Origin of the sequence: Paenibacillus caui (assembly GCF_019904135.1) — a bacterium.
Classification (GTDB): Bacteria; Bacillota; Bacilli; order Paenibacillales; family Paenibacillaceae; genus Fontibacillus; species Fontibacillus caui.
Genome location: NZ_JAIOGQ010000008.1, coordinates 14,303 through 39,466, shown reverse-complemented (window position 1 = coordinate 39,466; position 25,164 = coordinate 14,303). Strand labels below are relative to the sequence as shown.

The 25,164-nt window shown below is 52.0% G+C and carries 24 protein-coding genes; 20 read left to right on the top strand and 4 right to left on the bottom strand.

From position 1 onward, the window contains the following. Positions 1–64: 64 nt before the first annotated feature. From K7397_RS06595 to K7397_RS06585, 3 genes are all read right to left on the bottom strand, one after another. A complete protein-coding gene (locus K7397_RS06595) occupies positions 65–343 on the bottom strand; it encodes a YxcD family protein (protein ID WP_223067158.1) in 279 nt (92 codons plus the stop codon). Between the two features lie 3 nt (positions 344–346). Next, positions 347–766 (bottom strand): hypothetical protein, encoded by a 420-nt coding sequence (locus K7397_RS06590; RefSeq protein WP_223067157.1) that lies wholly within the window; start codon positions 764–766, stop codon positions 347–349. 189 nt (positions 767–955) lie between these two features. After that, positions 956–1,303: a hypothetical protein gene (locus K7397_RS06585; protein WP_223067156.1), complete on the bottom strand. Its 348-nt coding sequence runs from the start codon at positions 1,301–1,303 to the stop codon at positions 956–958. Positions 1,304–1,437: 134 nt separating this feature from the next. Between K7397_RS06585 and K7397_RS06580 the strand changes: the two genes are divergently transcribed. From K7397_RS06580 to K7397_RS06550, 7 genes are all read left to right on the top strand, one after another. Further along, the gene (locus tag K7397_RS06580) at positions 1,438–1,779 is read left to right on the top strand and encodes a hypothetical protein (RefSeq protein WP_223067155.1); all 342 of its coding nucleotides are present in this window, start codon (positions 1,438–1,440) and stop codon (positions 1,777–1,779) included. 31 nt (positions 1,780–1,810) lie between these two features. After that, complete coding sequence (locus tag K7397_RS06575) at positions 1,811–1,987, top strand: YfhD family protein (protein WP_223067154.1); 177 nt, start codon at positions 1,811–1,813, stop codon at positions 1,985–1,987. 221 nt (positions 1,988–2,208) lie between these two features. Continuing rightward, positions 2,209–3,132, top strand: coding sequence for a 50S ribosomal protein L11 methyltransferase (gene prmA / locus K7397_RS06570; protein ID WP_237690740.1), 924 nt, complete (start codon positions 2,209–2,211; stop codon positions 3,130–3,132). Between the two features lie 2 nt (positions 3,133–3,134). Then, complete coding sequence (locus tag K7397_RS06565; RefSeq protein WP_223067152.1) at positions 3,135–3,821, top strand: site-2 protease family protein; 687 nt, start codon at positions 3,135–3,137, stop codon at positions 3,819–3,821. Positions 3,822–3,927: 106 nt separating this feature from the next. Then, entirely contained in the window at positions 3,928–4,692 is a 765-nt protein-coding gene (locus K7397_RS06560; RefSeq protein ID WP_223067247.1) for an RsmE family RNA methyltransferase, read from the top strand. Position 4,693: 1 nt separating this feature from the next. Continuing rightward, positions 4,694–6,037, top strand: coding sequence for a tRNA (N(6)-L-threonylcarbamoyladenosine(37)-C(2))-methylthiotransferase MtaB (gene mtaB / locus K7397_RS06555; protein ID WP_223067151.1), 1,344 nt, complete (start codon positions 4,694–4,696; stop codon positions 6,035–6,037). A 91-nt stretch (positions 6,038–6,128) separates the two neighbouring features. Continuing rightward, positions 6,129–6,560 (top strand): NUDIX hydrolase, encoded by a 432-nt coding sequence (locus K7397_RS06550; RefSeq protein WP_223067150.1) that lies wholly within the window; start codon positions 6,129–6,131, stop codon positions 6,558–6,560. A gap of 22 nt (positions 6,561–6,582) precedes the next feature. Here K7397_RS06550 and K7397_RS06545 read toward each other — a convergent pair whose 3' ends face one another. After that, complete coding sequence (locus K7397_RS06545) at positions 6,583–7,566, bottom strand: Na/Pi cotransporter family protein (protein ID WP_223067149.1); 984 nt, start codon at positions 7,564–7,566, stop codon at positions 6,583–6,585. Between the two features lie 191 nt (positions 7,567–7,757). On the opposite strand from K7397_RS06545, the gene K7397_RS06540 reads away from it, so the two are divergent. The 13 genes from K7397_RS06540 to K7397_RS06480 all read left to right on the top strand — a co-directional run bounded on the left by K7397_RS06540 (position 7,758) and on the right by K7397_RS06480 (position 25,119). After that, complete coding sequence (locus K7397_RS06540; RefSeq protein ID WP_223067148.1) at positions 7,758–9,122, top strand: class I SAM-dependent rRNA methyltransferase; 1,365 nt, start codon at positions 7,758–7,760, stop codon at positions 9,120–9,122. Between the two features lie 253 nt (positions 9,123–9,375). Beyond that, positions 9,376–12,900, top strand: coding sequence for a helicase-exonuclease AddAB subunit AddB (gene addB, locus K7397_RS06535; RefSeq protein ID WP_223067147.1), 3,525 nt, complete (start codon positions 9,376–9,378; stop codon positions 12,898–12,900). Then, positions 12,888–16,946: a helicase-exonuclease AddAB subunit AddA gene (gene addA, locus K7397_RS06530; protein ID WP_223067146.1), complete on the top strand. Its 4,059-nt coding sequence runs from the start codon at positions 12,888–12,890 to the stop codon at positions 16,944–16,946. The genes addB and addA overlap by 13 nt, the downstream gene beginning before the upstream one ends. Positions 16,947–17,327: 381 nt before the next feature. Continuing rightward, positions 17,328–17,690 (top strand): histidine triad nucleotide-binding protein, encoded by a 363-nt coding sequence (locus K7397_RS06525; RefSeq protein ID WP_223067145.1) that lies wholly within the window; start codon positions 17,328–17,330, stop codon positions 17,688–17,690. Between the two features lie 170 nt (positions 17,691–17,860). Beyond that, the gene (gene rpsU / locus K7397_RS06520) at positions 17,861–18,034 is read left to right on the top strand and encodes a 30S ribosomal protein S21 (RefSeq protein ID WP_005547957.1); all 174 of its coding nucleotides are present in this window, start codon (positions 17,861–17,863) and stop codon (positions 18,032–18,034) included. Positions 18,035–18,050: 16 nt separating this feature from the next. Beyond that, the gene (locus K7397_RS06515) at positions 18,051–18,494 is read left to right on the top strand and encodes a GatB/YqeY domain-containing protein (RefSeq protein WP_223067144.1); all 444 of its coding nucleotides are present in this window, start codon (positions 18,051–18,053) and stop codon (positions 18,492–18,494) included. 266 nt (positions 18,495–18,760) lie between these two features. Next, a complete protein-coding gene (gene yqfC / locus K7397_RS06510; protein ID WP_223067143.1) occupies positions 18,761–19,054 on the top strand; it encodes a sporulation protein YqfC in 294 nt (97 codons plus the stop codon). After that, a complete protein-coding gene (gene yqfD, locus K7397_RS06505; RefSeq protein WP_223067142.1) occupies positions 19,051–20,232 on the top strand; it encodes a sporulation protein YqfD in 1,182 nt (393 codons plus the stop codon). Before yqfC ends, yqfD begins: the two co-directional genes overlap by 4 nt. 6 nt (positions 20,233–20,238) lie before the next feature. Continuing rightward, entirely contained in the window at positions 20,239–21,207 is a 969-nt protein-coding gene (locus K7397_RS06500) for a PhoH family protein (protein ID WP_223067141.1), read from the top strand. A 168-nt stretch (positions 21,208–21,375) separates the two neighbouring features. After that, positions 21,376–23,661 (top strand): HD family phosphohydrolase, encoded by a 2,286-nt coding sequence (locus tag K7397_RS06495; RefSeq protein WP_223067140.1) that lies wholly within the window; start codon positions 21,376–21,378, stop codon positions 23,659–23,661. Then, complete coding sequence (gene ybeY, locus K7397_RS06490; RefSeq protein WP_223067246.1) at positions 23,633–24,130, top strand: rRNA maturation RNase YbeY; 498 nt, start codon at positions 23,633–23,635, stop codon at positions 24,128–24,130. The genes K7397_RS06495 and ybeY overlap by 29 nt, the downstream gene beginning before the upstream one ends. Next, the gene (locus K7397_RS06485; RefSeq protein WP_223067139.1) at positions 24,130–24,504 is read left to right on the top strand and encodes a diacylglycerol kinase family protein; all 375 of its coding nucleotides are present in this window, start codon (positions 24,130–24,132) and stop codon (positions 24,502–24,504) included. Before ybeY ends, K7397_RS06485 begins: the two co-directional genes overlap by 1 nt. A 180-nt stretch (positions 24,505–24,684) precedes the next feature. Continuing rightward, positions 24,685–25,119 (top strand): cytidine deaminase, encoded by a 435-nt coding sequence (locus tag K7397_RS06480; protein WP_223067138.1) that lies wholly within the window; start codon positions 24,685–24,687, stop codon positions 25,117–25,119. Positions 25,120–25,164 lie beyond the last annotated feature (45 nt).

The following is a 25,164-nucleotide window of genomic DNA, read 5'->3' as shown; positions in this document are numbered from 1 at the left end:
TGATCCAAATGCAAAAAAAAAGCTGCAGGCAAACCGTAGCCGGCTTGCTGCAGCCCATCCTCCGTTATTGTGTCACAACGGCAATAATTTCGTCTTCCAGTTCAAGTCTAACCTCATCGTTGAAAGCGCGGATTCCATATTCACTATTCAGATACAAAATAATCGCTTCGATAAGGTTAGCTTCAATTAGATATTGATTGCGCCCTCCGGCCCAAACTTCTGCCGTAAAGCCGGTTTCCTCATCCCATGCCAGTTCTACCTTTACGTCCGTGGGGCGGATTTGCTTGCGGCTCGCGGTTTGAATACAAACCGCATTAATAATTTCGTCTTCCGTCAATATCATTGATCAGTACCGTCCATCTCTTGGATCAGGCTTGCGCGGCCGGGTGAAACGGCGGAACAATGCTGCGGCCATAACAATGATCAGATAAATCGCAAACAGGTTAACCGCGAGGCCCAAAATGCTGCCAAAACCGCCCATGCTTGAGAACAAACCGCCAAACAGCAGGCCGGCGAGACCTCCGATCATCATGCCTTTCATGAAGCTGCCGCCGCTGAAAAAGCCGCGGTTCGTTGTACTGCTTTTAGAGCTTGTATTGGATTTTGTTGCACTATCTGTCGTAGTAGATTTTTTAGGTGTTGTTGTGTGTGAACGGACGCCTGATTTGTAGCTCCCGCCAGAACGTCTTGCATCCGCATTGTCATGAACCGTAAAGGCCAGCAACAAGGTGAATGCCATAAATACCATCGTTAATTTCTTCAACATCTTAAGTTGTATACCCTCCTAAAAAAAATTTGTTTTTTGGAATTATACTGAGTAATACGGGCAAGAAGAGTAAACGTTTCATTTTTTAAATAAAAATGTACAAAAAAATTCGCATCATCCTAAGATGATGCGAAGCTGAACAAGCTGCCAGTTTAAAAGAAGGAGCACGATTCAATAATCTTCCACAGCTTATATGAACTTGCTCAAATAAGGTTCATACTCAGGGGGGAAAGCAGGGGTGTATTTTGCATCGATATAGGTTGTTGCCCGAGCGGTTGAAATAACCTGCGGATAAAAGGCTCCGGGATCCGGAAGAAGCGGAGCTACATAAATGAAGGCCGTCTTCCCGGCAAAACGGATTGCCGAAATGGTTATGCCATAGCCCGGATGAGGAACTTCAGCTTGAACCGTTACCTGATAAATTTGCTCGTTTACTTTTTTGATGCTCATGCCTAATTTTCTTAGTGGAGCCAAATCATGATGAGGGACCGGAGCAGGATTCGGATTCAAGCGTTTAAACTTTTTATTCATGTCCACCTGTATTGCCTCCTTTACAAAGGTTTTTTGTATATTGCTAGGGCAGTAAGCATAAATTTTGGTTCAGGTCGCACAATAACGTTGTGACAGCAGTATTTACTGTAAGTATACTCGATAAAGTGCAGGTGAAGGAAATGTCGGAGAAAAATATACTGGCTTACTTCAAAAGTCCGGAAGAAGCGGAGGGGGCAGCCCGCAAGCTTCAGGCGCTCCGGGTTATCGATATGTCGATCGACCGTTTCAGCAGGTACGGCAACAGAGCTGCCGTAACTTCCGTTTCCGGCCTCGTTTTGGATTCGGAACTGACGCACCGTTCGGCAGATATCCTTACTGAAGCCGATCCGGCGGAGAGCGGGATGAGTGACGGAGGCCAGGGCGGGCCTACGGGCAGGGATATCCTGATGACAGTTGTCGTTGATGAGGACACCCACCATCAGGCTATGCGGATTATTGAAGAAGCAGGCGGGATGATTTAAGTAGATTGAAGTAGAAGGAGACGAGTGAACCATGAGTGATTACAACGGACGGTCCGGACGGCTTCCGAAAAAGATATCAAGAACGCTGGCAGGACATAATCTGGATGTTGAATTTTCGGAAGAGCGCGCTGACCAGGAGGACTGGGAAGCGCTGGAGCGGAGCGAACGGGCGGATGCCCGCCAGGAGAAAGGCAAGACAAAACTGTAAGGATATATTATAGAGCGAACATATAAAGGAAACTATGAGTTTTCCGCCGGTTTTGATCATCCTCCTGTGAAGCAGGCAGAGACAGGGGTTGATCTTTCGCTGGCGGTTTTCTTTTTTGTCTGTTTTTATAGTACAATAGATGTCATGCAAATACTGAGGAGGAACCAGGTTTGAAGATTTGGAAAGAGTTAACAATACATACGACAGAGGAAGCGGTGGAGATGGTTTCCAACTTCCTGCATGAAGCGGGAGCAGGCGGCGTTTCTATCGAAGAGCATGTTGATAACAATAAACCGCGGGACACTTCGCTGGGACAATGGTTTGAAATCCCGCCGAACGATATTCCGGAGGGAGAAGCCAAGGTTAGCGGCTATTTCCCTGAGGGAAGCGATTTGGAAGCTATTCAGCGTGAGGTGAAAGAGCGGATTGAAGAGCTGCGCGAGTTCGATATTGATCCGGGTAAGGCTGCGTTTTCGCTGCGGGATGTCAGTGAAGACGACTGGGCCAACAACTGGAAGCAGTATTTCAAACCGCTTCGCGTGTCGAAACGGCTGACGATCAAGCCGACATGGGAAGCGTATGAGCCGGAAACGCCGGAAGAGAAGATTATTGAGCTCGATCCCGGCATGGCTTTTGGTACCGGCACCCATCCTACCACCGCACTTTGCCTCCGTACGCTTGAAAGCGTCATTCAGGAAGGCGATGAAGTGATTGACGTCGGAACCGGCTCAGGGATTTTGGCGATTGGCGCAGTCCGTCTGGGGGCCAAACATGTGCTTGCGCTGGATCTTGACCCTATTGCGGTGACAAGCGCAGGCGAAAATACGCGGCTGAATGACCTGGAGAAACAGATCACGATATATGAAAGCGATCTGCTCGCCGTACTGAAAAGCGGCAAGGACGCCTCGGAGCTTGGGGTTACATTGCCGGTTCGCGTCGTTGTAGCCAACATTCTGGCGGAAATAATTCTGCTCTTCATAGACGACGTATATCAGGCGCTGCAGCCGGGCGGATATTATATCGCTTCAGGTATCTACAAGAACAAGGAAAAGGCGGTTGAGGAAGGCTTGATTGCCGCAGGCTTCGAGATTTCACAAATTGCCCGTGAAGAAGATTGGGTCGTCTTTGTGGCGAGAAAGGGGTAGACATGGACTTTCTGAATTCAATTTTAGCTTACCCTGTTCAGAACCTTCCTTTTATTCTGATTGTGCTTCTTATTGCTTTTACTATTCATGAATTTTCACACGCATATTTTGCAAATAAATTTGGCGATCCTACCGCCAAGCTGCTCGGGCGGGTCACGCTCAATCCGGCCTCCCACGTCGATTTGTTCGGGACCCTGATGCTGCTGATACTCGGTTTCGGCTGGGCCCGCCCTGTGCCGGTTAACCGTGACAATTTCAGCAAGCCAAGGTTGATGGGGATTATTGTTTCAGCCGTCGGGCCGCTTAGCAACCTGTTGATTGCCTTTGTCGGGACCATGATCTACATGGCCCTTGCGACAAACGGCGTGATTAGCGCGGAGAATACGTCTAAGCTCAATGAAGCGATCTATCTGTTTTTTGTATATTTGATTAATATTAATATCTCTTTGTTCCTGTTCAACCTGCTGCCACTCCCGCCGCTTGACGGATACCGGATCGTCGAAGATTTGGCGCCTCGCCGTTTCCGGATCGTGCTTCAGCAGTACGAACAGTGGGCTGTGCTTATCTTTCTTCTCTTTGTTTTTATCCCCCCTCTCCGCGCAGCAACTCTGGACCCGTTGTTCGGACTTACCGTGGATATTTACAAAGGCTTTATACACTTTTATTTACTCCTGACCGGAGCACAATAATCGTGCAATAGAAGCGGGATATTTTCTAAAGGGGCCAAGGGTATAGCCAGTCCAGGTCAAAAGTTGTATGATGGTGTTTGGCAAAATGGAACAAGGATTGATGAGCATGCAGCGTTATTTCATACCGCCCGAACAGTTCGGTGACGAACAGATCATCATTGCCGGCGAAGATGCGCGCCATATTACGAAGGTGATGCGGGGCAAGCCCGGCGATAAGATCATCGCCAGTAACGGGATGGGACGGGAAGCGGTTGTAGAAATTACCTCTATAGAACCACAGGAGGTGACAGCCGCCATTGTGGAGCTGTTGCCCCAGTCGGGAGAGCCCTGGATTCAGGTAGATATTGCCCAGAGCCTGCCCAAAGGGGATAAAATGGAGACAGTCATTCAAAAATGCACCGAAATCGGCGCAGTATCCTTTATTCCTTTCCTGTCGGAACGCACGATTGTGCAGTACGATGAACGAAAGGAAGGGAAACGGGTTGCCAGATGGGTTAAAATAGCCAAAGAAGCCGCAGAACAGGCACATCGCAGCATCATTCCGGCTGTACGGCAGCCTGTTAAGTGGAAGGAGCTGCTTCGTCTTTTTGCAGATTACGATCTGGTCTGTATTTGTTATGAACAAGAGCAAGGTGAACAGTTAAGAGATGTGCTGCAGCCGTTTGCATCCGGTCTTGATCGAAGCAGGCCCTATCGGGTGCTGATAGCGGTCGGTCCGGAGGGCGGATTCGGCGAGGAGGAAGTCCGCGCGGCTGAATCCGCCGGGGCCAAATCCGTCGGACTCGGCAGACGCATTCTCAGAACGGAGACGGCCGGGATGGCCGCCCTGACCTGCATATTATATGAAACCGGAGAAATGGGGGGAGCTTGATATGCCATCCGTAGCTTTTTACACGTTAGGATGTAAAGTTAACTTTTATGATACGGAAGCCATTTGGCAGTTGTTTAAAAACGAAGGATATGAACAGGTAGACTTCGAACAAACCGCAGATGTGTACTTGATCAATACCTGTACAGTAACCAATACGGGTGATAAAAAGAGCCGGCAGATCATCCGCCGTGCCGTTCGCCGGAATCCCGACGCCATTATTGCGGTAACAGGCTGCTATGCGCAGACCTCGCCCGCCGAAATTATGGATATTCCGGGAGTCGATCTCGTGATCGGCACGCAGGACCGCGACAAAATCATTTCTTATGTAGAAGAAATCCAGCAGAAACGAAAGCCGATCAATGCGGTTCGCAACATTATGAAAACCCGGGAATTCGAAGAGCTTGATGTTCCGAACTTCACGGACCATACCCGCGCGTTTCTTAAAATCCAGGAAGGCTGCAACAACTTCTGCACCTTCTGCATCATTCCGTGGTCCAGAGGCTTGTCCCGGAGCCGTGATCCCAAAAGCGTTCTGGCGCAAGCCAGACAGCTTGTTGCCGCAGGCTACAAGGAAATTGTCCTGACCGGCATTCATACGGGCGGGTATGGCGACGATCTGGATAACTACCGTTTGGCCGATCTGCTGTGGGATCTGGACAAGGTGGAAGGACTGGAACGGGTGCGGATCAGTTCCATTGAAGCGAGCCAAATTGATGACAACGTGCTCAAGGTTCTGAAGGAATCGCCGAAAATGTGCCGTCATTTTCATATTCCGCTGCAGGCGGGAAATGATGAAGTGCTCAAACGGATGAGACGCAAATATACGGTCGCCGAATTTGAGGAGAAAATCCGGAAAATCCGCGATTTTATGCCTGATGTCGCCATTACGACCGATGTGATTGTCGGCTTCCCGGGCGAAACCGACGAGCTGTTCCGCGACGGCTTTGAGGCGATCAAGCGGATCGGCTTCTCCGAGCTCCACGTCTTCCCTTATTCCAAACGCACCGGTACGCCGGCTGCCCGGATGGAAGACCAGGTGGACGAGGAAGTGAAGCATGCCCGCGTGCATGAACTGATCGATTTGTCCGAACAGATGCAGCTGGCTTATGCCGAAAAATTTGTAGGTGACGTGCTGGATGTCATTCCCGAACGAGATGAGAAAGGCCAATATGGTCCGGGACGGGCTATGGGCTTGAGCGACAATTATCTTCAGGTGGTGTTCGATACGAACGAGGATCTTACCGGAAGATTGTCCCGCGTCAAGGTGACAAAAGCCGGCGTCAACAGCTGCGAAGGCACGCTCGTCCGGATTCTGGACGCACTGCCCGAGGCAGCGGGCCGGTGAGCTTTTCTGTGTGTTAAGTCCGAATGCAGGATTTCATTTCGCAAAAGGAATGGAATCCTTATTGTTCAAGCTATAAGAGAGGGTGAGCCGTTTGCCGTACAAAGAAATATCCGCCGGGGGCGTCGTTTTTCGCAGGGAAGACAAGCAGCTGCAAATTCAATTGATTACAGACCGTTATGGAAAAATATCCTTTGCGAAAGGAAAACAGGAGCAAGGCGAAACGGTTGAAGAGACGGCTCTAAGGGAGATTTGGGAAGAAACGGGCGTGAAGGGCAGCATCGTGAAGCCGATCGATATTATCGCCTATAAATATCAGCACGCCGAGCATGGCGAAGTGGACAAGGAAGTGCACTATTACTTGGTGGAAAGCAAAGAAGGCGACCTGAAAGCGCAAGTAGAGGAAATCCGCGGGGTCGCCTGGTATGAGCCGCATGAGGCTTTGGAGAAGCAGCGGACTGCCGGTTACGATAACAATGATTTCATTCTGGAAAAAGCGCTCAAAATGCTCGGAGTGGAGAACTGACAAGCTGTTTTCCCTAGCTATTTCAATCTTTTGAATTGGATTGATCCAGACGCTTCCAGACCGGCAGGTAGCAGACGGGCAGCGCGAGCAAGGAACTCAGAACGTTGAACAGCGTTTGGCTGTGTGCAATCTGACTGGAAGCTTCTGGCGACAGCCATGCCGACAGCGCTTCAAGCTCGGGAATGAACGGCAGGAACAGCAAGGCTCCGCAGACATTAAGCAGAATATGCGACCAGGCCACGAATCGGCCGGATCGGGTGCTGCCGATGGAAGCGATCAGCGCCGTTACGCAGGTGCCTACATTCGAGCCGATCACTACAGCGATGCCAAGCGGCACGGGGAACGCTCCCGAAGCGGCCAGTCCCATCGCCAGCCCGATCACGGCAGCGCTGCTGTGGACAAGGGCGGCTAGGGCGGCGCCGGCTAGGACGCCCCACAGTATGCTGCTTTCGGCCTGTTTGGTGAACCAATCGATCAACCCGTAGGCCTGCAGCGCGCCGCCTGTGCTCTGCATCCATGAAATTGCCGTCAGAACAAGGCTGAAGCCTGCGCCGGCGAGGGAAGCATGCTGAACCGAGTCCAGCAGGGAAGCATAACGCGCTAGCCCGGCGGGAAGCCTTTCTTTAAAAGCAACTGCGGCAAACCAGATGCAGAGAGACAGCAGAAGCAGCGGGAAGCCCATGCGTGTAAGCTGCAGCGCAATCAGCTCTGTGGTCAGGCAGGTGCCGATATTGCCGCCCAGGATGATGCCGAGTGTACGGCCATAGGTTAACAGACCGGCATTGACGAGGCCAATGGTCATGACGGTGACAGCCGTACTGCTTTGGAGCAGAGCTGTTACTATGGTGCTGAACAGCATTCCTTTGAGCGGCGTGGCCGTCGAAGCGTTCAGCAGTCTCGTCAGTACCGGTCCCGCCCACGCCTGCAGGGCAAGCTCCATCATTTTCATACCGAAAATAAAGAGGGCCAGTCCAAACGTCAGCGGGATCATGATTTCGCGAACCACCCGGGCGGTCCTCCTTTCTTGATGATGACGTATAACGCGGAAGAAGTACATGCTTCTTGAGTATGTTTATGCGCAAAGAAATCCGGGCATGACAAGCCTGCCGGAAGTGCGGAAATACGATTTTAACGGACAGCATGAAAAAGACACACAACCTTAATGAAAATCTACGATTCAGGAGTGGACATACCTTTATGGCAATTGTTGTATTGCAGCGCAGCCGCAAAAAGCGGCTTGAGCAGGGGCATCCCTGGGTTTACCAGAGTGAAATCGACCTTGTGGAAGGAGATCCGGCGCCAGGCGACCTGGTTGACGTTGTAAACCATCAGCGCCGGTATCTGGCAACCGGATACTATAACCCGGCCTCCCAGATTACGGTAAGAGCAGTAGCTTACCAGCCGCTCCGGGAAATGGACACCTCTTTTTTCGCGGAACGCTTTCGGGATTGTCTGCGCCACCGCCGCCGTTTTGTTCAGGAGGATGCCTACAGGCTCGTATATGGGGAAGCCGATTTTCTCCCCGGTCTCATCGTGGACCGTTTTGGTGATATACTGGTTGTCCAGCTGCTGACTTTGGGCATGGATCAGCGCCGGGAGCAGATCGCGGAAGCTCTGGTACAGGTGATGAATCCGAAAGGAATTTACGAGCGCAGCGATGTAGGCGTTCGCGAGATCGAGGGACTGGAGCAAACCAAAGGCCCGCTGTACGGCGATTGTCCGCGTCATGTCACGGTAACCGAGAACGGGCTGCTGATCTCTGTGGATATTGAAGAAGGACAGAAGACGGGATACTTTTTCGACCAGCGGGAGAACCGCGACTCTATTGCTCCTCTGATGACTGGCTGGGGAGAACGAAGCGGAATCGGGCTTAAGCAGGTAGAAGGGGAAGACGGAAGCAGCCGTACTGTACCGGTAAACCGCAACGGCAAGGAAATTTCGTTCCCTTATTGGGATGGGGCAACCGTGCTCGAATGTTTTTCGCATACCGGAAGCTTTACGCTCCATGCCTGCAAGTACGGAGCCAAGAAGGTTACCTGTCTTGATATTTCCGAACATGCCATCGAAAGCGCCCGGGAAAACGTCAGACTTAACGGATTCGACGACAGAGTGGAGTTTGTCGTTGCGGACGCTTTCGATTACCTGCGCAGCCAGGTAAAAGGCCAGGAGGAACGGAAGGCGCGCGCCGAAGGAAAGGTGGATACTTCGGTGCCTATGGAGGCCGGAACCGGCAGAACGTGGGATGTCGTTATTCTTGACCCGCCGGCCTTTGCGAAGACGAGAAAGGCGGTCAAAGGAGCGTGCCGCGGATACAAGGATATCAATCTGCACGGCATGAAGCTCGTCAATGAGGGCGGATATCTGGTGACAGCCAGCTGCTCCTACCACATGCGTCCGGAGCTTTTCCTCAGCACCATCGCCGAAGCTGCGGCCGATGCGGGCAAAATATTGCGGCTTGTCGAATGGCGGGCCGCCGGAAAAGACCATCCGCAAATTTTGGGCGTTGAGGAAGGGCATTATTTGAAATTTGCCATCTTTGAAGTGCGGAGTAAAACGGTTTAAGCGGCCGCTTCAGCGGTGCTTTACCATACTCACCCCTTCAGAGAAATGATGGAGCAGGGCAGACCTTCAGGATGTATCGTCCGAGGGTCTGCCTTTTTTTATTTTTGAACTTGATATTATGGAAAAAAATGTTTCTTCAAATAGCAAACATATGTTCCATTATTTTTGGGTTATGGTATACTATTAGCTATCCATATAGAGATGGAAGTTCGCTCCGAAATAAGAGCGTTTATTATATAAGGGAGGTTTTCCCGTGTCACTTCAGATGATTATCGGACGAGCCGGAAGCGGCAAAAGCAGCTTGATTCTTGAAGAAATCCGCAGCCGACTGCGCGACAACCCTTCAGGACCACCGATTGTAATTTTGGTCCCGGAGCAGGCAACCTTTCAGATTGAGCGGGCGATCGCGGCCTCTCCCGGACTTCAAGGAACGGTGCGTGTTCAGGTGCTGGGGTTCAAGAGGCTTGCCCTTAGAGTCATGCAGGAGACAGGCGGCTCCGCGCTTGTGCCGATTAGCGACGAAGGCAAGAAAATGCTGCTGTACCGCATTATGCGGCGCCTTCAGATCGATCTGAAGCTGTACCGAAATGCCGGGGGGCAACTGGGGCTGATCGACCGGCTCAGCATGCTTTATTCCGAAACCAAGAGATATGGCGTGGATGCGGCCGCTTTGGAACGTCATTTCAGATTTTTGGATGCGTCGGACAAGGAATCTCCGCTGCTCCGGGATAAAATGCATGATTTTGCCCTGCTGTTTCGCGAATATGAGCAAGAATTGGCCGGACTTTATATCGACGCGGAGGATCATGTCGCCAAGCTGGCGGAAGGGGCTCCATCCTCTTCTTTTTTAAGAGGAGCGGAAATTTGGGTGGACGGTTTTTACAGCTTTACTCCGCAGGAATATACAGCGCTGCTTAAGCTGATGGAAACAGCCGCTTCAGTGAAGGTAGCCCTTACGCTGGACAGGCCTTATGACGACGGACTCCCGCCGCATGAACTCAATTTGTTTCATAAGACGGCAGTAACGTATATGAAGCTGCGCATGGTTGCCGAAAATTCCGGCATTGAGATTCAGCCGGTAAAAGTGCTAGACGGGCGGCCTTATCCCAGATTTGCCGGGAGCGAGACGCTCGCTGCGCTGGAATCCATGTATGGCACCAGGAAGCGTCTAAGACAGGGAGAAGAACCTGCTGATCTTCAGCGGTCTCTGCGATTAAGAGGAGCTGCGGGCCGGCGAGCGGAAGTCGAAGCGGCTGCCCGGGAAATGGTCAGACTTGCGAGGGAAGAAGGGGCGAGATGGCGCGATATGGCTGTTTATGTCCGTTCCCTGGAGAACTATGCCCCTTTCGTGGAGCCGATATTCGGAGACTATGGCGTGCCGGTCTTCCTGGACCAGCGCAAAAGCGTTGTGCACCATCCCCTTGTGGAAATGCTGCGCGGGGCTTTGGACGTCGTGCGGCGTTTCTGGAAATATGAAGATGTTTTCCGCTGCGTGAAGACGGATTTCCTGCTGCCGCCGGACTGCAGCATTACGCGTGAAGATATGGACCTGTTGGAAAATTACGTGCTGGCATCAGGCATAGAAGGCGCCCGCTGGAACAGCGAGAAAGTGTGGAAGGGAGCGCCAAGCCTGTCGCTGGAGCCGGGCGAGCAAGGGGAAACGGCAGCATCCAGGGCCGACGCTAAGCGGATGGAGACAATTCGCCGCTGCCGCGAGACAGTTGTCGGTCCGTTGTCCGCATTTGAGAAGCGGCTGAAGAAAAGCAAAACGGCAAGGGAAATGTGCGCCGCGGTCTTTCGCCTGCTGGAGGATATCCAGGCCGCCCAGCGCCTTGACCGTCTTGCCCATGAGGCTGCCATGAAGGGAAAGCCGCAGCAGGCGATGGAGCATCGGTCGCTTTGGGGAGCGGTGCTTGATCTTTTGGATCAGATCGTGGACATGATGGGGGATGAACAGCTTGGCGCAGAGCTTTTTGCCGGCGTGCTGGACACAGGCCTTCAGGATCTGAAGCTGGGCCTGGTGCCGCCATCGCTGGACCAAGTGCTTGTGGGATCTACGGACCGAACCCGCTCGGGGCATGTGAAGCATGTATTTTTGCTCGGCGTCAATGAAGGCGTCATGCCTGCCGTTTTTCAGGAAGAAGGGGTTTTGACCGATCAGGAGCGGATGAGATTGTCCGAAATCGGACTGACGCTGGAGCCGGGCATCACCCGAAAGCTGCTGGATGAACGTTTTCTGATTTACCACGCCGTGTCTTCGGCTGAACGTTCGCTGTGGATTTCCTACCCGCTGGCGGATGAAGATGGAAAAGCTCTGCTGCCGTCTGAAGTCGTGCGGGATGTCCGCACGATGTTTCCTTCCCTGCGGGAACGATTTGTAGCCGATACCCCGGCGGCGGCTTCTGACGATATAGCTCAGCTTGAGCTAATCTCCCGTCCCGGGCCGGTTCTGTCGGCCCTGATCGGGCAGCTTCGGCAGTGGAGGGCCGGGGCCGAGCTTTCTCCGGTATGGTGGGGGGCCTTGTACTGGTTCCGCTCGCATCCGGAATTTCAGGAGAAGATGGACTATCTGATCGGTTCCCTGGACTACCGCAACGGGACAAAGGGACTCTCCGAGACGACAAGCCGGAAGCTCTACGGCATGCGCCTGCGGACAAGCGTTTCGCGGATGGAGAAATTTGCGGCCTGTCCGTTTTCGCATTTTGCTTCTCACGGTTTAAAGCTTAAGGAGCGCCAGCTATACCGGCTTAAAGCGCCTGACATCGGCCAGCTGTTTCATGCTGCGCTCAGCTCCATGGCCGTTTCGTTCAAGAACGAGAACCGCAGTTGGGGCAGCCTCACTCCCGAAGAATGCATAAGGGAAGCCGAAGCTGCCGTAGACCAGCTTGTGCCGCAGCTTCAGGGCGAGATTCTGCTCAGTTCAAAGCGCTACGGTTTTATTTCCCGAAAACTGAAAAATATTGTGGGAAGAGCGTCGGTCATCCTTGGCGAGCAAGCCCGGAGAGGAAGCTTTGAACCGGCCGGTCTTGAGCTCGACTTCGGTCCTGATAAGGAGCTTCCTCCGCTTGTCTTTGAGCTGGACAACGGTTGTGTCATGGAAGTCGTTGGGCGGATTGACCGGGTGGATATGGCGGAGAACGAACGCGGAATCCTGCTAAGGGTGATTGATTACAAATCCAGCCAGACAGATCTGAAGCTGCATGAGGTGTATTACGGACTTGCGCTGCAGATGCTTACTTATCTGGACGTCATCTTGTCCTCTGCCGAGGAATGGCTGGGAAGTCCGGCTCAGCCTGCCGGCACGCTGTATTTCCATGTCCATAACCCGCTTCTTCAGAGCAGCAACGGCCTGGATGGGGAGCAGGCACGCAAGGAGATGCTGAGACGCTTCAAAATGAGGGGCCTGCTTATGGCAGACCGCGACATTGTGGGCATGATGGACAACCAGTTGGAGAAAGGCTATTCGGATATACTGCCTGTTGCAGTGAAAGCTGATGGCGGGTTTTACAGCAGCGCGGCCGTGGCGACACCGGAGCAGTGGAGCGTGCTGCTGTCCGCGGCGCGAAACACCATCCGCAGCATTGGCACCCGGATTACGGAAGGGGACGTGGCAATCGAGCCCTACCGGCTGGGACAGGAAACCCCCTGCGCCTTTTGTTCTTTCAAATCGGTCTGCCAGATTGAGCCGTCCGATGAAGCGCGCCACAAAGTTCTCGGCAAGCCGGGCAGAAATGAGATGTGGAACCGTCTGGAGGAGGAATCATCGTGGAACTCGTAATACAGAAACCCGCTGGCAGCTACTGGAGCGATGATCAGTGGAAGGCTATTGCGCTTTCCGGAGGCAATATGCTTGTTGCAGCAGCCGCCGGCTCCGGCAAAACGGCTGTGCTCGTCGAGCGGATCATTCGAAAAATTACGGACCGGAATCATAAGATCGGCATCGAGCACTTGCTGGTTGCGACGTTTACGAAAGCGGCTGCGGCTGAAATGCGCCAGCGGATTCGCGAGGCGCTGGAAAGACAGCTGGAGCAGAACGAAAGCGATGAGCATGTGCAAAGACAGCTGGCGATGCTGGGACGCGCTTCGATCACTACGTTGCATTCCTTTTGCATGGAAGTGATCCAACGATACTATACGATGATTCCGCTAGATCCGGGCTTCCGCATTGCCTCCGAGCATGAAGCGCAGCTGCTGAGACAGGAAGTGATGGAGGAACTGTTTGAAGAAAAATACGGCCAGGAAGGCGGTACGGACTCCTCCTTTATCAGGCTTGTGGAATGGTTCAGCGGGGAACGAAGCGATGACGCCATGCTGCGTCTCGTTCACCGGCTCTATGATTTCTCGCGAAGCCATCCCTGGCCGGATTTCTGGCTGCGGAGCATGGCCGCATCTTTTGCCGATGCGAGTGAAGAAACTCTGAAAGACAGCCTTTGGATTCAGAGCATTATTCAGGATACGCTTCTGACGCTGGACGGAATTCTAAATGTCCTGTCCCAGGGAAAAGCGCTCTCTCTGTCTCCGGGCGGGCCGGCCCCGTATGCGGTGACTTTGGAGGAAGATCTTGAAGTTGTTCTCCGCTTGAAGGAGGCTGTGGAGAAAGGACCTTGGAGCAGCTTGCATGGCGTTTTTCAATCCGCTTCCTTCGGCAAACTGAAGCCGGTCCGCAAGGACCAGACGGACCCCGCCTTGCAGGACAGAGTCAAAAGCTTGCGCGAAGAAGCCAAGAAATCGCTGGGCGATCTGCGGCAGCAGCTGTTTGGAAGAACGGCTGACGAATTTGTGGCCGAGCTGCGAGAAGCGTCGCCGCTTATGTCCGAACTGTCCGAACTTGTGATCGAATTTGGCGAGCGGTATAAGCTTGCGAAAACAGCCAAAGGCTGGCTGGATTTTGCGGACTTGGAGCATTATTGCCTGCAAATTTTGCTGCATCCGAATTCAACGCCGCTGCAAATCCTTCCTTCGGACGCCGCGCTGGAATATCAAGCGCAGTATGAGGAAGTACTGCTAGACGAATACCAGGATACGAACACGGTCCAGGAAACGATCGTTCAGCTAATTTCCCGGCCTTTTCCAGGGAACCGGTTTATGGTTGGCGACGTGAAGCAGAGCATCTACCGTTTCCGGCTTGCCGAGCCGGGGTTGTTTCTGGCCAAATACCGCGGTTACGGCGACGACTTTACGGGGGAAGGACTGCGCATCGACCTGGCGCGCAATTTCCGCAGCCGCCGGGAGGTGGTCGGGGCGGTCAATATGCTGTTTCGCCAGATCATGAATGCGTCGGTCGCCGAAATCGATTATGACGAACGGGCCGAACTGGTGTATGGCGATCTGTTTCCGAAAGGTGAGAAGGGAATGCCTCAATATGCCCCGGAGCTGATGCTGATTGACCGCAGCGCCGGTGAATATGATACAAATGGCAGCAGCGAAGGCGTGACGGATGGCGATGAAGCGGAAGCTCAGGGGCGCGCGGAAGAGGCGGCTGAACTGGAGGTGGTCCGGCTTGAGGCAAGGGCCATTGCCGCCCGCATTCGCGGTCTGCTAGGCGAGGGAGGCGCCCCTCTGATGGTGTACGACAAAAGCTTGAAAGACTCCCGTCCGGCTGCGTACGGCGATATCGTTATTTTATTGCGGTCTACATCGGCATGGGCACAGGTGATGATTCAGGAGCTTCAGCTTGAGGGAATTCCGGCTGTAGGAGAACTGAATCAGGGGTATTTTCAGGCGTCCGAAGTTGAAATTATGCTGTCGCTGCTTCAAATCATCGATAATCCCCGGCAGGATATTCCGCTTGCCTCCGTGCTGCGTTCCCCGATTGTGGGACTTGATGAGGAACAACTGGCCCGCATCCGTTTGGCGAAAACCGGCGGGAGCTTCTATGAGGCGATGCTGGCCTGGCATGACGCTGCGGCTTTGGAGTACGGGGAAGAGCCCGCAGATGAGCAATTGGCTGGAGGGACTCGTCAGGTAGACGTGTCCGGAAGCGGCAATGCGTTAAGCGGCGTATCTCCGGCTTCCGGGGAGGATAACACGGGAAGAGAGCTGTTCGATAAATTGGGCCGATTCCTGGCGCTGCTGGAGCAGTGGCGCGGACAAGCCAGGGAAGGCGAACTCAGCGGGTTGATCTGGCATATTTTCAGAGAGACCGCTTATTTGGACTGGGTCGGCGGGCTCGCGGGAGGACCGCAGAGACAGGCGAATCTCAGGGCGTTGTATGACAGAGCCAGACAATATGAAAGCTCATCCGGAGCCCCGGGCCTGTTCCGCTTTTTGAGATTTATTGATAAGCTCAAGGAGACGGGCGGGGATTTCGGGGCGCCTGCGGCCTCTGGCGGTGAGCAGGAAGCGGTTCGGATCATGACCATCCACAAAAGCAAGGGTCTGGAGTTCCCCGTCGTCTTTATAGCCGGCCTTTCCAAAATGTTCAACAAACAGGATTTAAACGCTCCGTTCCTGATGCATAAGGAGCTTGGGTTCGGACCGAAATTTTTGGATGATAGCACGCGGGTCAGTTATCCGACGCTTCCGAATCTGGCGATTCGCCGGAGGGCTCAGATGGAGCTGATTGCGGAAGAAATGAGAATTTTGTACGTCGCGCTTACCCGGCCTAAAGACAAGCTGATTCTTGTTTCCGCCGTTAAGGATCTGGAAAAAGCAGCTGCAGGCTGGAGCCAGTCGCTGCACAGCAAGGAAGAGCTGCTTCCCGATTACCTGCTTGCCCGCAGCCGCTGCTACATGGACTGGATCGGCCCGGCGCTCATCCGTCATGCTTCAGCGGAAGAACTGCGGGAGCTGGCCGGCGTATCCGGCGGCGGCCATCATTTGCTGCCGCCCCGGGAGGACAGCCCCGACTGGCGCATTGCCGTTCTGCCGTCACGGAATATGGCGCTTGCCGCTGCGGCAGGCCGGGAAGAGGGGCTTCTGCCGGCAGGAAGAGGGGATGCGGCACTCAGAACGTTGCGGGAGGCCGGCGGTTTGATTCAGGCTGCAGAGGAGCATGAAGATATCGTAAGACAAGTTGAGCAGCGGCTGGAGTGGGCTTATCCCTATTCGTCCGCCAGCCGCCTAGCGGCCAAGACCTCCGTCACCGAGCTGAAAACGCTGTTGATCACGAAGGACCAGCCTGCAGCCGCAGATGCGGCAGAAATGGCATCCATGCGCCGTGAGAAGGAAACGCCGCCCGAAGGCTTTGCATACAAGCTGCACCTTCGGCGGCCGAGATTTATGGAGCAGCGGACGATGTCGCCGACAGAACGCGGGACGGCCTATCACACCGTCATGCAGCATATTCAGTTGCAGAACAGGGAGGGAAGGCCCCCATCCGCAATCGTGGAAGAGACGTTCAGCAGGCTGACGGAGCTTTGCATCCTGCTGCCCGAACAGATTGCCGAGCTGGACCCGGCAAGTATCGCCGGGTTTCTTGACGGCCCGTTAGGCCAGCTGCTGCAGCATGCGGAATGGATTAGGCGGGAGCTGCCGTTCACCTACGGGATGCCGGCAGCGCAGGCTTACCCGCATTTCGCGCCAGAGCTGGAAGAAGCCGGCGGCGATTTCTCGGGAGATCCGTCCATAAGCCGCGAGCTTGACGGAGAGACGGTTCTCGTTCAAGGTATTGTAGACTGTCTATTTTTCGTGGACGGGCGGCAAATTTTGCTTGACTACAAAAGCGACAGAGTGCTGGAGCATGAGGGTGGGGTTGACGCCCTGAAGGAGCGTTACCGGGTCCAGCTGGATTTGTACGCTACGGCGGTCGAACAGATCACAGGCCTGCCTGTAGCCGAGAAATGGCTATACTTCTTTGAGATAGGCGAAGCCGTCCGGCTTTGAAGCAGGGCCCTGCCCCTGCAGAAATGGGATAAGGGGACTTTTTCCCAGAGACGAAATCAGCCGGCACAAGTGTCAGAACAGAACATTTGTGTCACTGGGTATATTTGGGTGATGCAGATCACAGATACAGTTTATTGCTGCTGTTATAATACAGCTAAGCCGACATTATCTTAAGAAGTTACCCCGACGGACGTATGGGTTAGAGAAATTAAGCTTCTCCTGCCAATACGTCCGTACGGCGCACTCCCGGGTACTCTGGGAATGCAGGGTGCTTCTTTTTTTTGCCTATTTTCGGTATGATAAATAACAGACGGGGCAAAAAGTATAAGGCTTAGCAACAGCCAAGCCCGAAACGGTTAAATTCATTAGGAGGGTCTATTTATGCAAGAATGCTTGTTCTGTAAAATCGTAAGCGGAGATATTCCATCCAGCAAAGTATATGAAGATGATTCATTCCTCGCATTTCATGATATCCAGCCTGCGGCACCTACGCATGTGGTCATCATTCCGAAGAAACATATAGCTTCGATGAACGAAGTGGGAGATGAGGATTATGTCCTGATCGGACAGCTTCACAAGGTCGCGCAGCTTGTGGCACGAAAGCTGGGCATCGCCGAAACGGGCTACCGGCTCATCAACAACTGCGGCCCGGATGCCGGACAAACTGTTTTTCATCTGCATTTTCATCTGCTCGGCGGAGCCAAGCTGGGCGCGCTTACCGGAATATCAAGCTCGCATGCCTGAATCTGCCCGTTTCTTAAGCTTGGCGGAAGCGGGATATTCCTGCATCCAAGTAACTCTTAACCTGAAAAAAGTAGGTCTCCAGTTGACACTATGTTCTCTTTTGACCTATAATGAAATTTGATGAACCGTGTTATGCTCTTGGACGGTCTGGTCGGAGGGAGGGAAAACTGGTGTCTGAAACGAAAGTTCGCAAAAATGAGACAATCGATGCTGCTCTTCGTCGCTTTAAGCGTTCCATAGCCAAAGATGGTGTACTGGCTGAGGTGAAGAAACGCAAGCATTATGAAAAACCAAGCGTTAAGCGCAAGAAAAAGTCTGAGGCTGCGCGTAAGAGAAAGTTTTAGGAGGATTTGAACTGCCATGAATCTGAGCGAACGATTGAACGAAGATATGAAGCAAGCGATGAGGAATCAGGATAAGTTCAAACTCACCACCATTCGAATGGTTCGTGCTGCGATCAAGAATCTTGAAATAGATCAGAAGAGAACTCTGAACGATGATGAAGTGCTTGATATCCTAAGTCGTGAAATCAAACAGCGCAAAGATGCCCTCCAAGAATTTACCAAAGCAGGCCGAGAAGACCTTGCCGATAATCTGAAAGCCGAGATTGACATTATTGCCGGATACCTCCCCGAGCAGCTTTCCGAAGAAGAAATTAAAGTAATTGTACAGCAGACCATCCAGGAAACCGGTGCTTCTTCGAAAGCCGACATTGGGAAAGTAATGAGCAAGCTGATGCCAAAAGTCAAAGGACGGGCTGATGGAAAGCTTGTCAATCAGGCGGTGCAGCAGCTGCTGCAATAGAGTAAATAGCGGAACGCCCTCACTTACCGGAGGGCGTTTTTTGCATGCGACTATAAAACCTGGGTCATAAACCGAAATTTGAATCCCTGCAAAGTAATCGGCATAAGCTGCAGAGCTGACCGTTACTTTGCGGGGATTATTTTTTGCTGAAGGAAAGACCGTCCCTATTTTGTTTCGTTCTCTTACTACCCTATATTCGGCTGCTCCTCATAAATCCGGATGATCCCGCATATTTTTGTAGCATAGGGGAAGGAGGATTGCCTCGTATGAGCCGCATTGCCCGCAAATTTCGCAAATGGACAGTTGATGCGCTCGACCTGCCGGGGGATCTCGTGTTTGAGCTGCCCAGGCTTACGCTGATCGGCGGAAAGCAGCTGCTCATTGAGAATCACAGGGGCGTCCTGCATTTTTCGGAAGAGCGGTTAAGTCTGGCGCTCAGTGAAGGCGGCCTCGAAGTGACGGGAAAAGATCTGGTCATCAAGACCATTGTACCCCAAGAGGTAATGGTTGAAGGTTATATTTCCGAAATCAAGTATCGTGGAACGGGGGAGAAGCCGTGAAAGAACCGGCCTTTAGCTTTCTCCGTGGATCGGTTACCGTCGTGATCCGCGGAGGAGATTTGGAGCAGCTGATTAACAGGTTGGGGGAACAAGGGATAGGGGTTTGGGAGATCAAACCCCTGCCGGACAGAAGGATGGAGCTGAGCTTGATGGTGGGCGATTTCTTCGCGCTCCGTCCATTATTAAAACAGACAAGCTGTCGCGTGCACGTAAAGAAGCGCAGAGGATTTCCTTTTTTGCTATCGCGGCTCCTGCAGCGCAAATGGTTTGCGGTGGGCCTCCTTCTGTTTTTTTTAATGATTGCCGCCATGTCCTCCCTAGTCTGGGATGTGGAGGTGGAGGGGAACGTCAAAATACCGACAGAAGACATTAAGCTGGCTGCGAAACAGGAAGGATTGTTTCCGTTTCAATGGAAATTCAAGCTGTCCGAACAGGACAAGCTATCCAAAAATTTGGCCCGCAAGCTTGAAGGTGTCTCCTGGGTTGGGGTGACCATACACGGCACGAAAGCGACGATTGAGGTTGTCGAAGCTACAAAGCCGAAAGAACAAAAGCTCGCCAGTCCCCGTAATCTGATCAGCAAGTCGGATGCGGTCATCACCTATATTTATGCTGAGCGCGGATACCCGCAGGTTACGAAGAATGACCGGGTCAAAAAAGGCACCATCCTGATCTCGGGCGTTCAGGGCGGGAGGTCTGTCGTTTCCAAGGGAGAAGTGAAAGGGCTGGTATGGCATGAATATGAAATTGAAGCGCCGCTGGTCAAGAAAGAGAACGTTCTTACCGGTGACAAGAAAAAGAAAGGTTATCTGTACTTCGGAAATACGGCTATTCAGATTACCGGGTATGGCAGCGTCCGGTTTGAGCAGACTGTAACTTATACAGAGACCGATCCTTTGACCTGGAGAAAATGGAAGCTCCCGATCGGATGGATGAGTGAAGCCGTGATGGAAAAGACGCAAATAGAAGTCAGCCAGACGCCGCAGCAGGCGAAAAACAGCGGGCTCGCGCAGGCAAGAAGAGATATTTTGGCCAAAAATGGGGCGGATTCTGTCATAAAAGAGGAAAAAATTTTGCATGAGAAGACTGAGAATGGTAAAGTTTATATGAAAGTGCTGTTTGAAGTAGAGCAAAATATTGCAGAAGAGGTTCCTATAGTTCAAGATCAAGGAGAATGAGTATATTTGGCAGAACAACAGACTGTTATCAAAATCCCCCTGAAGAATGCTTCAGAAGGACTTGCTTTGTTTGGTCCGCAGGATATGTTCCTGAAATTGGTCGAGGAAAAAATTGATGTGCAAGTCGTATCCCGCGAGTCCGAAATAACCCTGAGGGGCGCAGACAGGGATGCCATGGTTGTGCAGCAGCTGTTTGAGGTGCTGCTTGAGCTGATCCGTGGCGGTTATGTTTTGACTGAACGCGATGTATTGTATGCCATCGACCTGGCGCTCGATTTGCGGGCCGATCAGCTGCTTAATTTATATAAGGGTGAGATAGCCGTTACGTTCCGCGGCAAGCCGATCCGCGTAAAGACCATCGGCCAGAATCACTATGTAACGATGATCAAGAAACGCGATATCGTATTCGGCATTGGGCCAGCCGGAACCGGCAAAACCTATCTGGCCGTTGTCCTTGCGATTACAGCTTTAAAGGAAGGCACAGTCAAAAAAATCGTGCTGACCCGTCCGGCGGTTGAAGCCGGGGAAAGCCTCGGATTTCTGCCCGGTGACCTGCAGGAGAAGGTGGATCCTTATTTACGGCCTTTGTATGATGCGTTATACGATGTTATGGGCCCCGATCAGGTAGGCAAGGCGCTGGAGCGCGGTTTGATTGAAATCGCCCCGCTTGCCTACATGCGCGGCCGGACGCTGGACGATTCTTTTATTATTTTGGACGAAGCGCAGAATACGACGCCTGAACAGATGAAAATGTTCTTGACGCGTCTCGGCTTCGGTTCCAAAATGGTCATTACGGGCGATATGACGCAAATCGATTTGCCCAGAGGCAAAAAATCCGGTCTGATCGAGGCCAGCTCGATTCTCAGCAGCATTGAAGAGATCGGGTTCGTCCATTTCAACGAATCGGACGTGGTGCGTCATTCACTGGTTCAGAAGATTATTGTGGCTTATGATGCGGCTGCCGATAATGCATAGAAATAGATAGCACCCGAATGAAGACAGTCTACCCATGTATCTAGCGAGATAACCCCCGTAATCCTTAGAGGGTATCCGGAAATCCAGGGAAATGAGCAGAGCGGATTGGAAGCTTGAGTATGAAGCACGGGGGTCAAATTTCAAAAAGATAGAGAGGGCTGTTTTAAGATGACCTCGAAAGATCATAACAACCGAAAGAATATACAGTCGAAAATGGTAGGGTGGAGGCATAGCGTAGGGATGCGCTATGCTCTGTTCTTATTGCTGATCATCCTGTTTTATGTCAGCCTTGCCCCGAAACTCCTGCCTGAGAGATATAACATCGCTGTAGGCACGCCGAGCGAGAAGGAAATTTTGGCGCCGATGCAAATTCCGAATACAAAAGCGACGCTGAAAGCTCAGGAAGAAGCCGCCGAGGCAGAAAAACCCGTTTACACCAAAATTTCGCTCCGCAATGAAGCGATTATTACGGAAATGCTGGATCAGATCGCGCGGATCAACCAGGACGATCAGGTGTCCCGTGAGGACAAAATATCGATTTACAGGCAAGATCTTCCGCAAATTTTTCAGTCCCATTTTCAAAACTTTATTATGTCCAGCCGGAATGTCGGCAATTATTCGTCAGCCTTTCTAGATGAAGTAAGAACAAGGATTTATGAGCAGGTCTATCATATATCCGAAGAGACGTTTATCAAAATACCGCAGCTGACGGCGGACGACATTGCGGAAATGAAGCCGATTGCGTCGGATATCGTTAGCCGTTTAATGTACGAACCGGTAACCGATGCGCAAATAACGCGGACTAAAGTGGCCGAACAAGTAAGCTCCAGCTCTTTGAGCAAGCGTATTTCCCGAGAAATTGTGCAGGAACTGGCCCGTTATGTCATAACGGCCAACAAGTTCTATGATGAGGACACGACTAAAGAAGCCAAAGTCAAGGCGCGCGAGAACACCGGAACCGTATATATTAAGCAAGGCGATGTGCTGGTGTCCAAAGGGCAGATCATTACCCAGGAAATGTACACGCTGCTGCAGGATAACGGCCTGCTTAAAAATAAAGTGAATTACTGGCCGCAAGTTGGCGTCGCGTTGCTCTCGTTCCTGCTTGGTATCGGATTATTTATGTATATCCGCCAATCGGAATCTACAGTACGGTTTAAATACAACAATCTTCAGCTGTCTATGCTTGGTTTGATTTTTCTGATTACGATCATTTCCATGCATCTCATCGCGCTGCTGCATAATGAACAGCGTCCCTATATGGGCTACTTGGCTCCGGTTGCGATCGGGGGCATGCTCATTACTCTACTCCTGGACATGTCGCTGGCTTATATTTGTTCCGTGATTTTTGCCGTCATGGCAAGCGTCGTGCTGAATATTCATCAGGGTCAAATCTTTGACTTCTATTTCGGTTTATTTGCTCTGGTGACGTCTTTTGCGGCCATATTCGGCATCCACCGGGCGAGCCAGCGGTCTTCCATTTTGAAGGCCGGGATCATGGTATCTATTTTCGGATCCCTTCTGGTTGTTACGCTGATAATGATTAATTCGTCAGGCTGGGATCAGACGAAAACGCTGTATGCGATCGGCTTTGCCTTTACGGGCGGGCTGCTGACGACGATCATGGTCATCGGGCTTATGCCTTTCTTTGAAGTGACTTTTGGCATCCTGTCGGCGCTCAAGCTGGTTGAGCTGTCCAATCCGAATCATCCGCTGCTCAGAAAGCTATTGACGGAAACACCGGGAACCTATCATCATAGCGTGATGGTGGGCAACTTGTCGGAGGCTGCAGCGGAGGCCATTGGGGCAAACGGCCTGCTATGCAGAGTCGGCTCTTACTATCACGACATCGGCAAGACGAAGCGGCCCGGTTACTTTATCGAAAATCAGAACGGCATGGAGAATCCGCACGATTTCATCGATCCGAAGCTGAGCAAGTCCATTATTATCGCACATGCCCGCGACGGTGCGGAAATGCAGAAAGAATACAAGCTGCCGAAGCCGATTCGGGATATTGCCGAGCAGCACCATGGGACAACGTTTCTCCACTATTTCTACCACAAGGCGCTTAAGCAGGCAGAGGAACAGGGATTGGAACCGGATTTCACGGAAGACGATTTCAGGTATCCCGGGCCGAACGCCCAGTCCAAGGAAGCGGCCATTGTCGGAATTGCGGACAGTGTTGAAGCGGCGGTTAGGTCGCTCCGCAAGCCTACGGTAGATCAGGTAGAAACGATGATTGAGAAGATTATCAAGAGTCGTCTGGACGACCATCAGTTCAAGGAATGCGACTTGACGATGAGGGAACTGGATGTTGTCGGTCAGACGCTTAAGGAAACGGTGATGGGAATTTTTCATTCCAGAATCGAATATCCGGAAGATATTAAAAAACACAAGAAAAAAGAAGAGAAAGAGCGTGAGAAGGATGACTCTTCACCTGGCTTGGAACAATGAACAGGAGCAGTTTGAAATTTCCCGGGAGCTAATCGAGCTCCTTGATACGCTGCTCCAGAAAGCGGCGGCTGCAGAAGGGATAGTAGATGGAGAAGTTGCTCTTACGTTTGTAAACAATGCTCAAATTCATGAGCTTAACCGCGATTACCGTGGAATTGACCGGCCAACGGATGTATTGTCCTTTGCCATGAATGAAAGCGTAGAGGATGAACCCGAAATTTTATATGAGTTTGAAGAAGGCGAGGATCCGGGAGCCTTACCGGAAATGCTGGGCGATATTATTATTTCGGTCGAGCGTGCCAAAGAACAAAGTGAAGAATACGGACATTCTCTGGAACGGGAACTCGGCTTTCTTTTTGTTCACGGATTTCTTCATTTGTTAGGCTACGACCATCAGGATGAGGCGAGCGAAGCGGAAATGATGGGCAAACAGGAGAAGGTCCTGGCGGAAGCGGGTCTTGTTCGCTGATGAAACCAAAGGCCCGGTGGAAGTCCACTTTCCGTTATGCGGCGGCCGGAATATGGTATAGTATTCGTACACAGCGAAATATGCGTGTGCATTTGTCAGCGGCGCTGCTTGTTTTCGCTGCGGCCGCTTTTTTTCGATTGCCGCCTCAAAGCTGGGTTGTACTGTTGCTTGCCATTGCTCTGGTCATCGGACTTGAGCTTGTGAATACCGCGATTGAAAGCGTTGTTGACCTGGTGACGGAAGAGTGGCATCCTCTCGCAAAAGCGGCCAAAGATGCAGCTGCGGGTGCGGTGCTGATCGCTGCCTTGTTTTCGGTACTGATCGGTATCGTGCTTTTTTACCATCCAGTACTATCGTATTTTGGGCGGGCCTGAAAAGTATGCCGTTAGTCGATATGTATATACTTTAAGTTGAACTAAAGAACAGCATAGAGAACGGAGAAGATGGATAGATTCTGAAGAAGCGAAGCGTTCGCCTTTTTGTAGTGACATATGATTCAATCATTTGTTCAACTTATATCTGTTTGAATTAATAAAGTGAGGTATATGATAAATATGGATTACAAAGCGCTGCTTCAGGAAGCGATGAACGCTTACCGAAACGCTTATGTGCCTTATTCCAAATTTTCGGTTGGCGCCGCCCTGCTCGATGACAAAGGTGTCGTTCATCATGGGTGCAACGTAGAAAATGCCGCATATGGTCCAACCAATTGCGCCGAGCGTACCGCTGTTTTTCGAGCCATTGCCGACGGCTGCCGTCCCGGCAGTTTCAAGGCTATCGCCGTCGTCGGCGATACCGACGATCCGATCGTGCCGTGCGGAGTATGCAGACAGGTGCTGGCCGAGCTTTGCGGGCTTGACATGCCGATAATTCTGGGCAATCTTAAGGGTGAAATGCGCGAGACGACGATGAGAGAACTGCTGCCTTTCGCTTTCGTCCCGTCGCATCTGGATGAAGCCCGATCTCATGACGGACGAGGCAAGCCGTGAATGATCCGTCTTTGAAGACAACTCGAACAAGAAAAACGATCCAAT

What these genes read in the sequence shown, in the direction of transcription:
- K7397_RS06595 (WP_223067158.1), bottom strand. Translation starts at nt 343, where the DNA reads ATGATATTGACGGAAGACGAAATTATTAATGCGGTTTGTATTCAAACC.
- K7397_RS06590 (WP_223067157.1), bottom strand. Translation starts at nt 766, where the DNA reads ATGTTGAAGAAATTAACGATGGTATTTATGGCATTCACCTTGTTGCTG.
- K7397_RS06580 (WP_223067155.1), top strand. Translation starts at nt 1,438, where the DNA reads ATGTCGGAGAAAAATATACTGGCTTACTTCAAAAGTCCGGAAGAAGCG.
- K7397_RS06575 (WP_223067154.1), top strand. Translation starts at nt 1,811, where the DNA reads ATGAGTGATTACAACGGACGGTCCGGACGGCTTCCGAAAAAGATATCA.
- prmA (WP_237690740.1), top strand. Translation starts at nt 2,209, where the DNA reads ATGGTTTCCAACTTCCTGCATGAAGCGGGAGCAGGCGGCGTTTCTATC.
- K7397_RS06565 (WP_223067152.1), top strand. Translation starts at nt 3,135, where the DNA reads ATGGACTTTCTGAATTCAATTTTAGCTTACCCTGTTCAGAACCTTCCT.
- K7397_RS06560 (WP_223067247.1), top strand. Translation starts at nt 3,928, where the DNA reads ATGCAGCGTTATTTCATACCGCCCGAACAGTTCGGTGACGAACAGATC.
- mtaB (WP_223067151.1), top strand. Translation starts at nt 4,694, where the DNA reads ATGCCATCCGTAGCTTTTTACACGTTAGGATGTAAAGTTAACTTTTAT.
- K7397_RS06540 (WP_223067148.1), top strand. Translation starts at nt 7,758, where the DNA reads ATGGCAATTGTTGTATTGCAGCGCAGCCGCAAAAAGCGGCTTGAGCAG.
- K7397_RS06525 (WP_223067145.1), top strand. Translation starts at nt 17,328, where the DNA reads ATGCAAGAATGCTTGTTCTGTAAAATCGTAAGCGGAGATATTCCATCC.
- K7397_RS06515 (WP_223067144.1), top strand. Translation starts at nt 18,051, where the DNA reads ATGAATCTGAGCGAACGATTGAACGAAGATATGAAGCAAGCGATGAGG.
- yqfC (WP_223067143.1), top strand. Translation starts at nt 18,761, where the DNA reads ATGAGCCGCATTGCCCGCAAATTTCGCAAATGGACAGTTGATGCGCTC.
- K7397_RS06495 (WP_223067140.1), top strand. Translation starts at nt 21,376, where the DNA reads ATGACCTCGAAAGATCATAACAACCGAAAGAATATACAGTCGAAAATG.
- ybeY (WP_223067246.1), top strand. Translation starts at nt 23,633, where the DNA reads ATGACTCTTCACCTGGCTTGGAACAATGAACAGGAGCAGTTTGAAATT.
- K7397_RS06485 (WP_223067139.1), top strand. Translation starts at nt 24,130, where the DNA reads ATGAAACCAAAGGCCCGGTGGAAGTCCACTTTCCGTTATGCGGCGGCC.
- K7397_RS06480 (WP_223067138.1), top strand. Translation starts at nt 24,685, where the DNA reads ATGGATTACAAAGCGCTGCTTCAGGAAGCGATGAACGCTTACCGAAAC.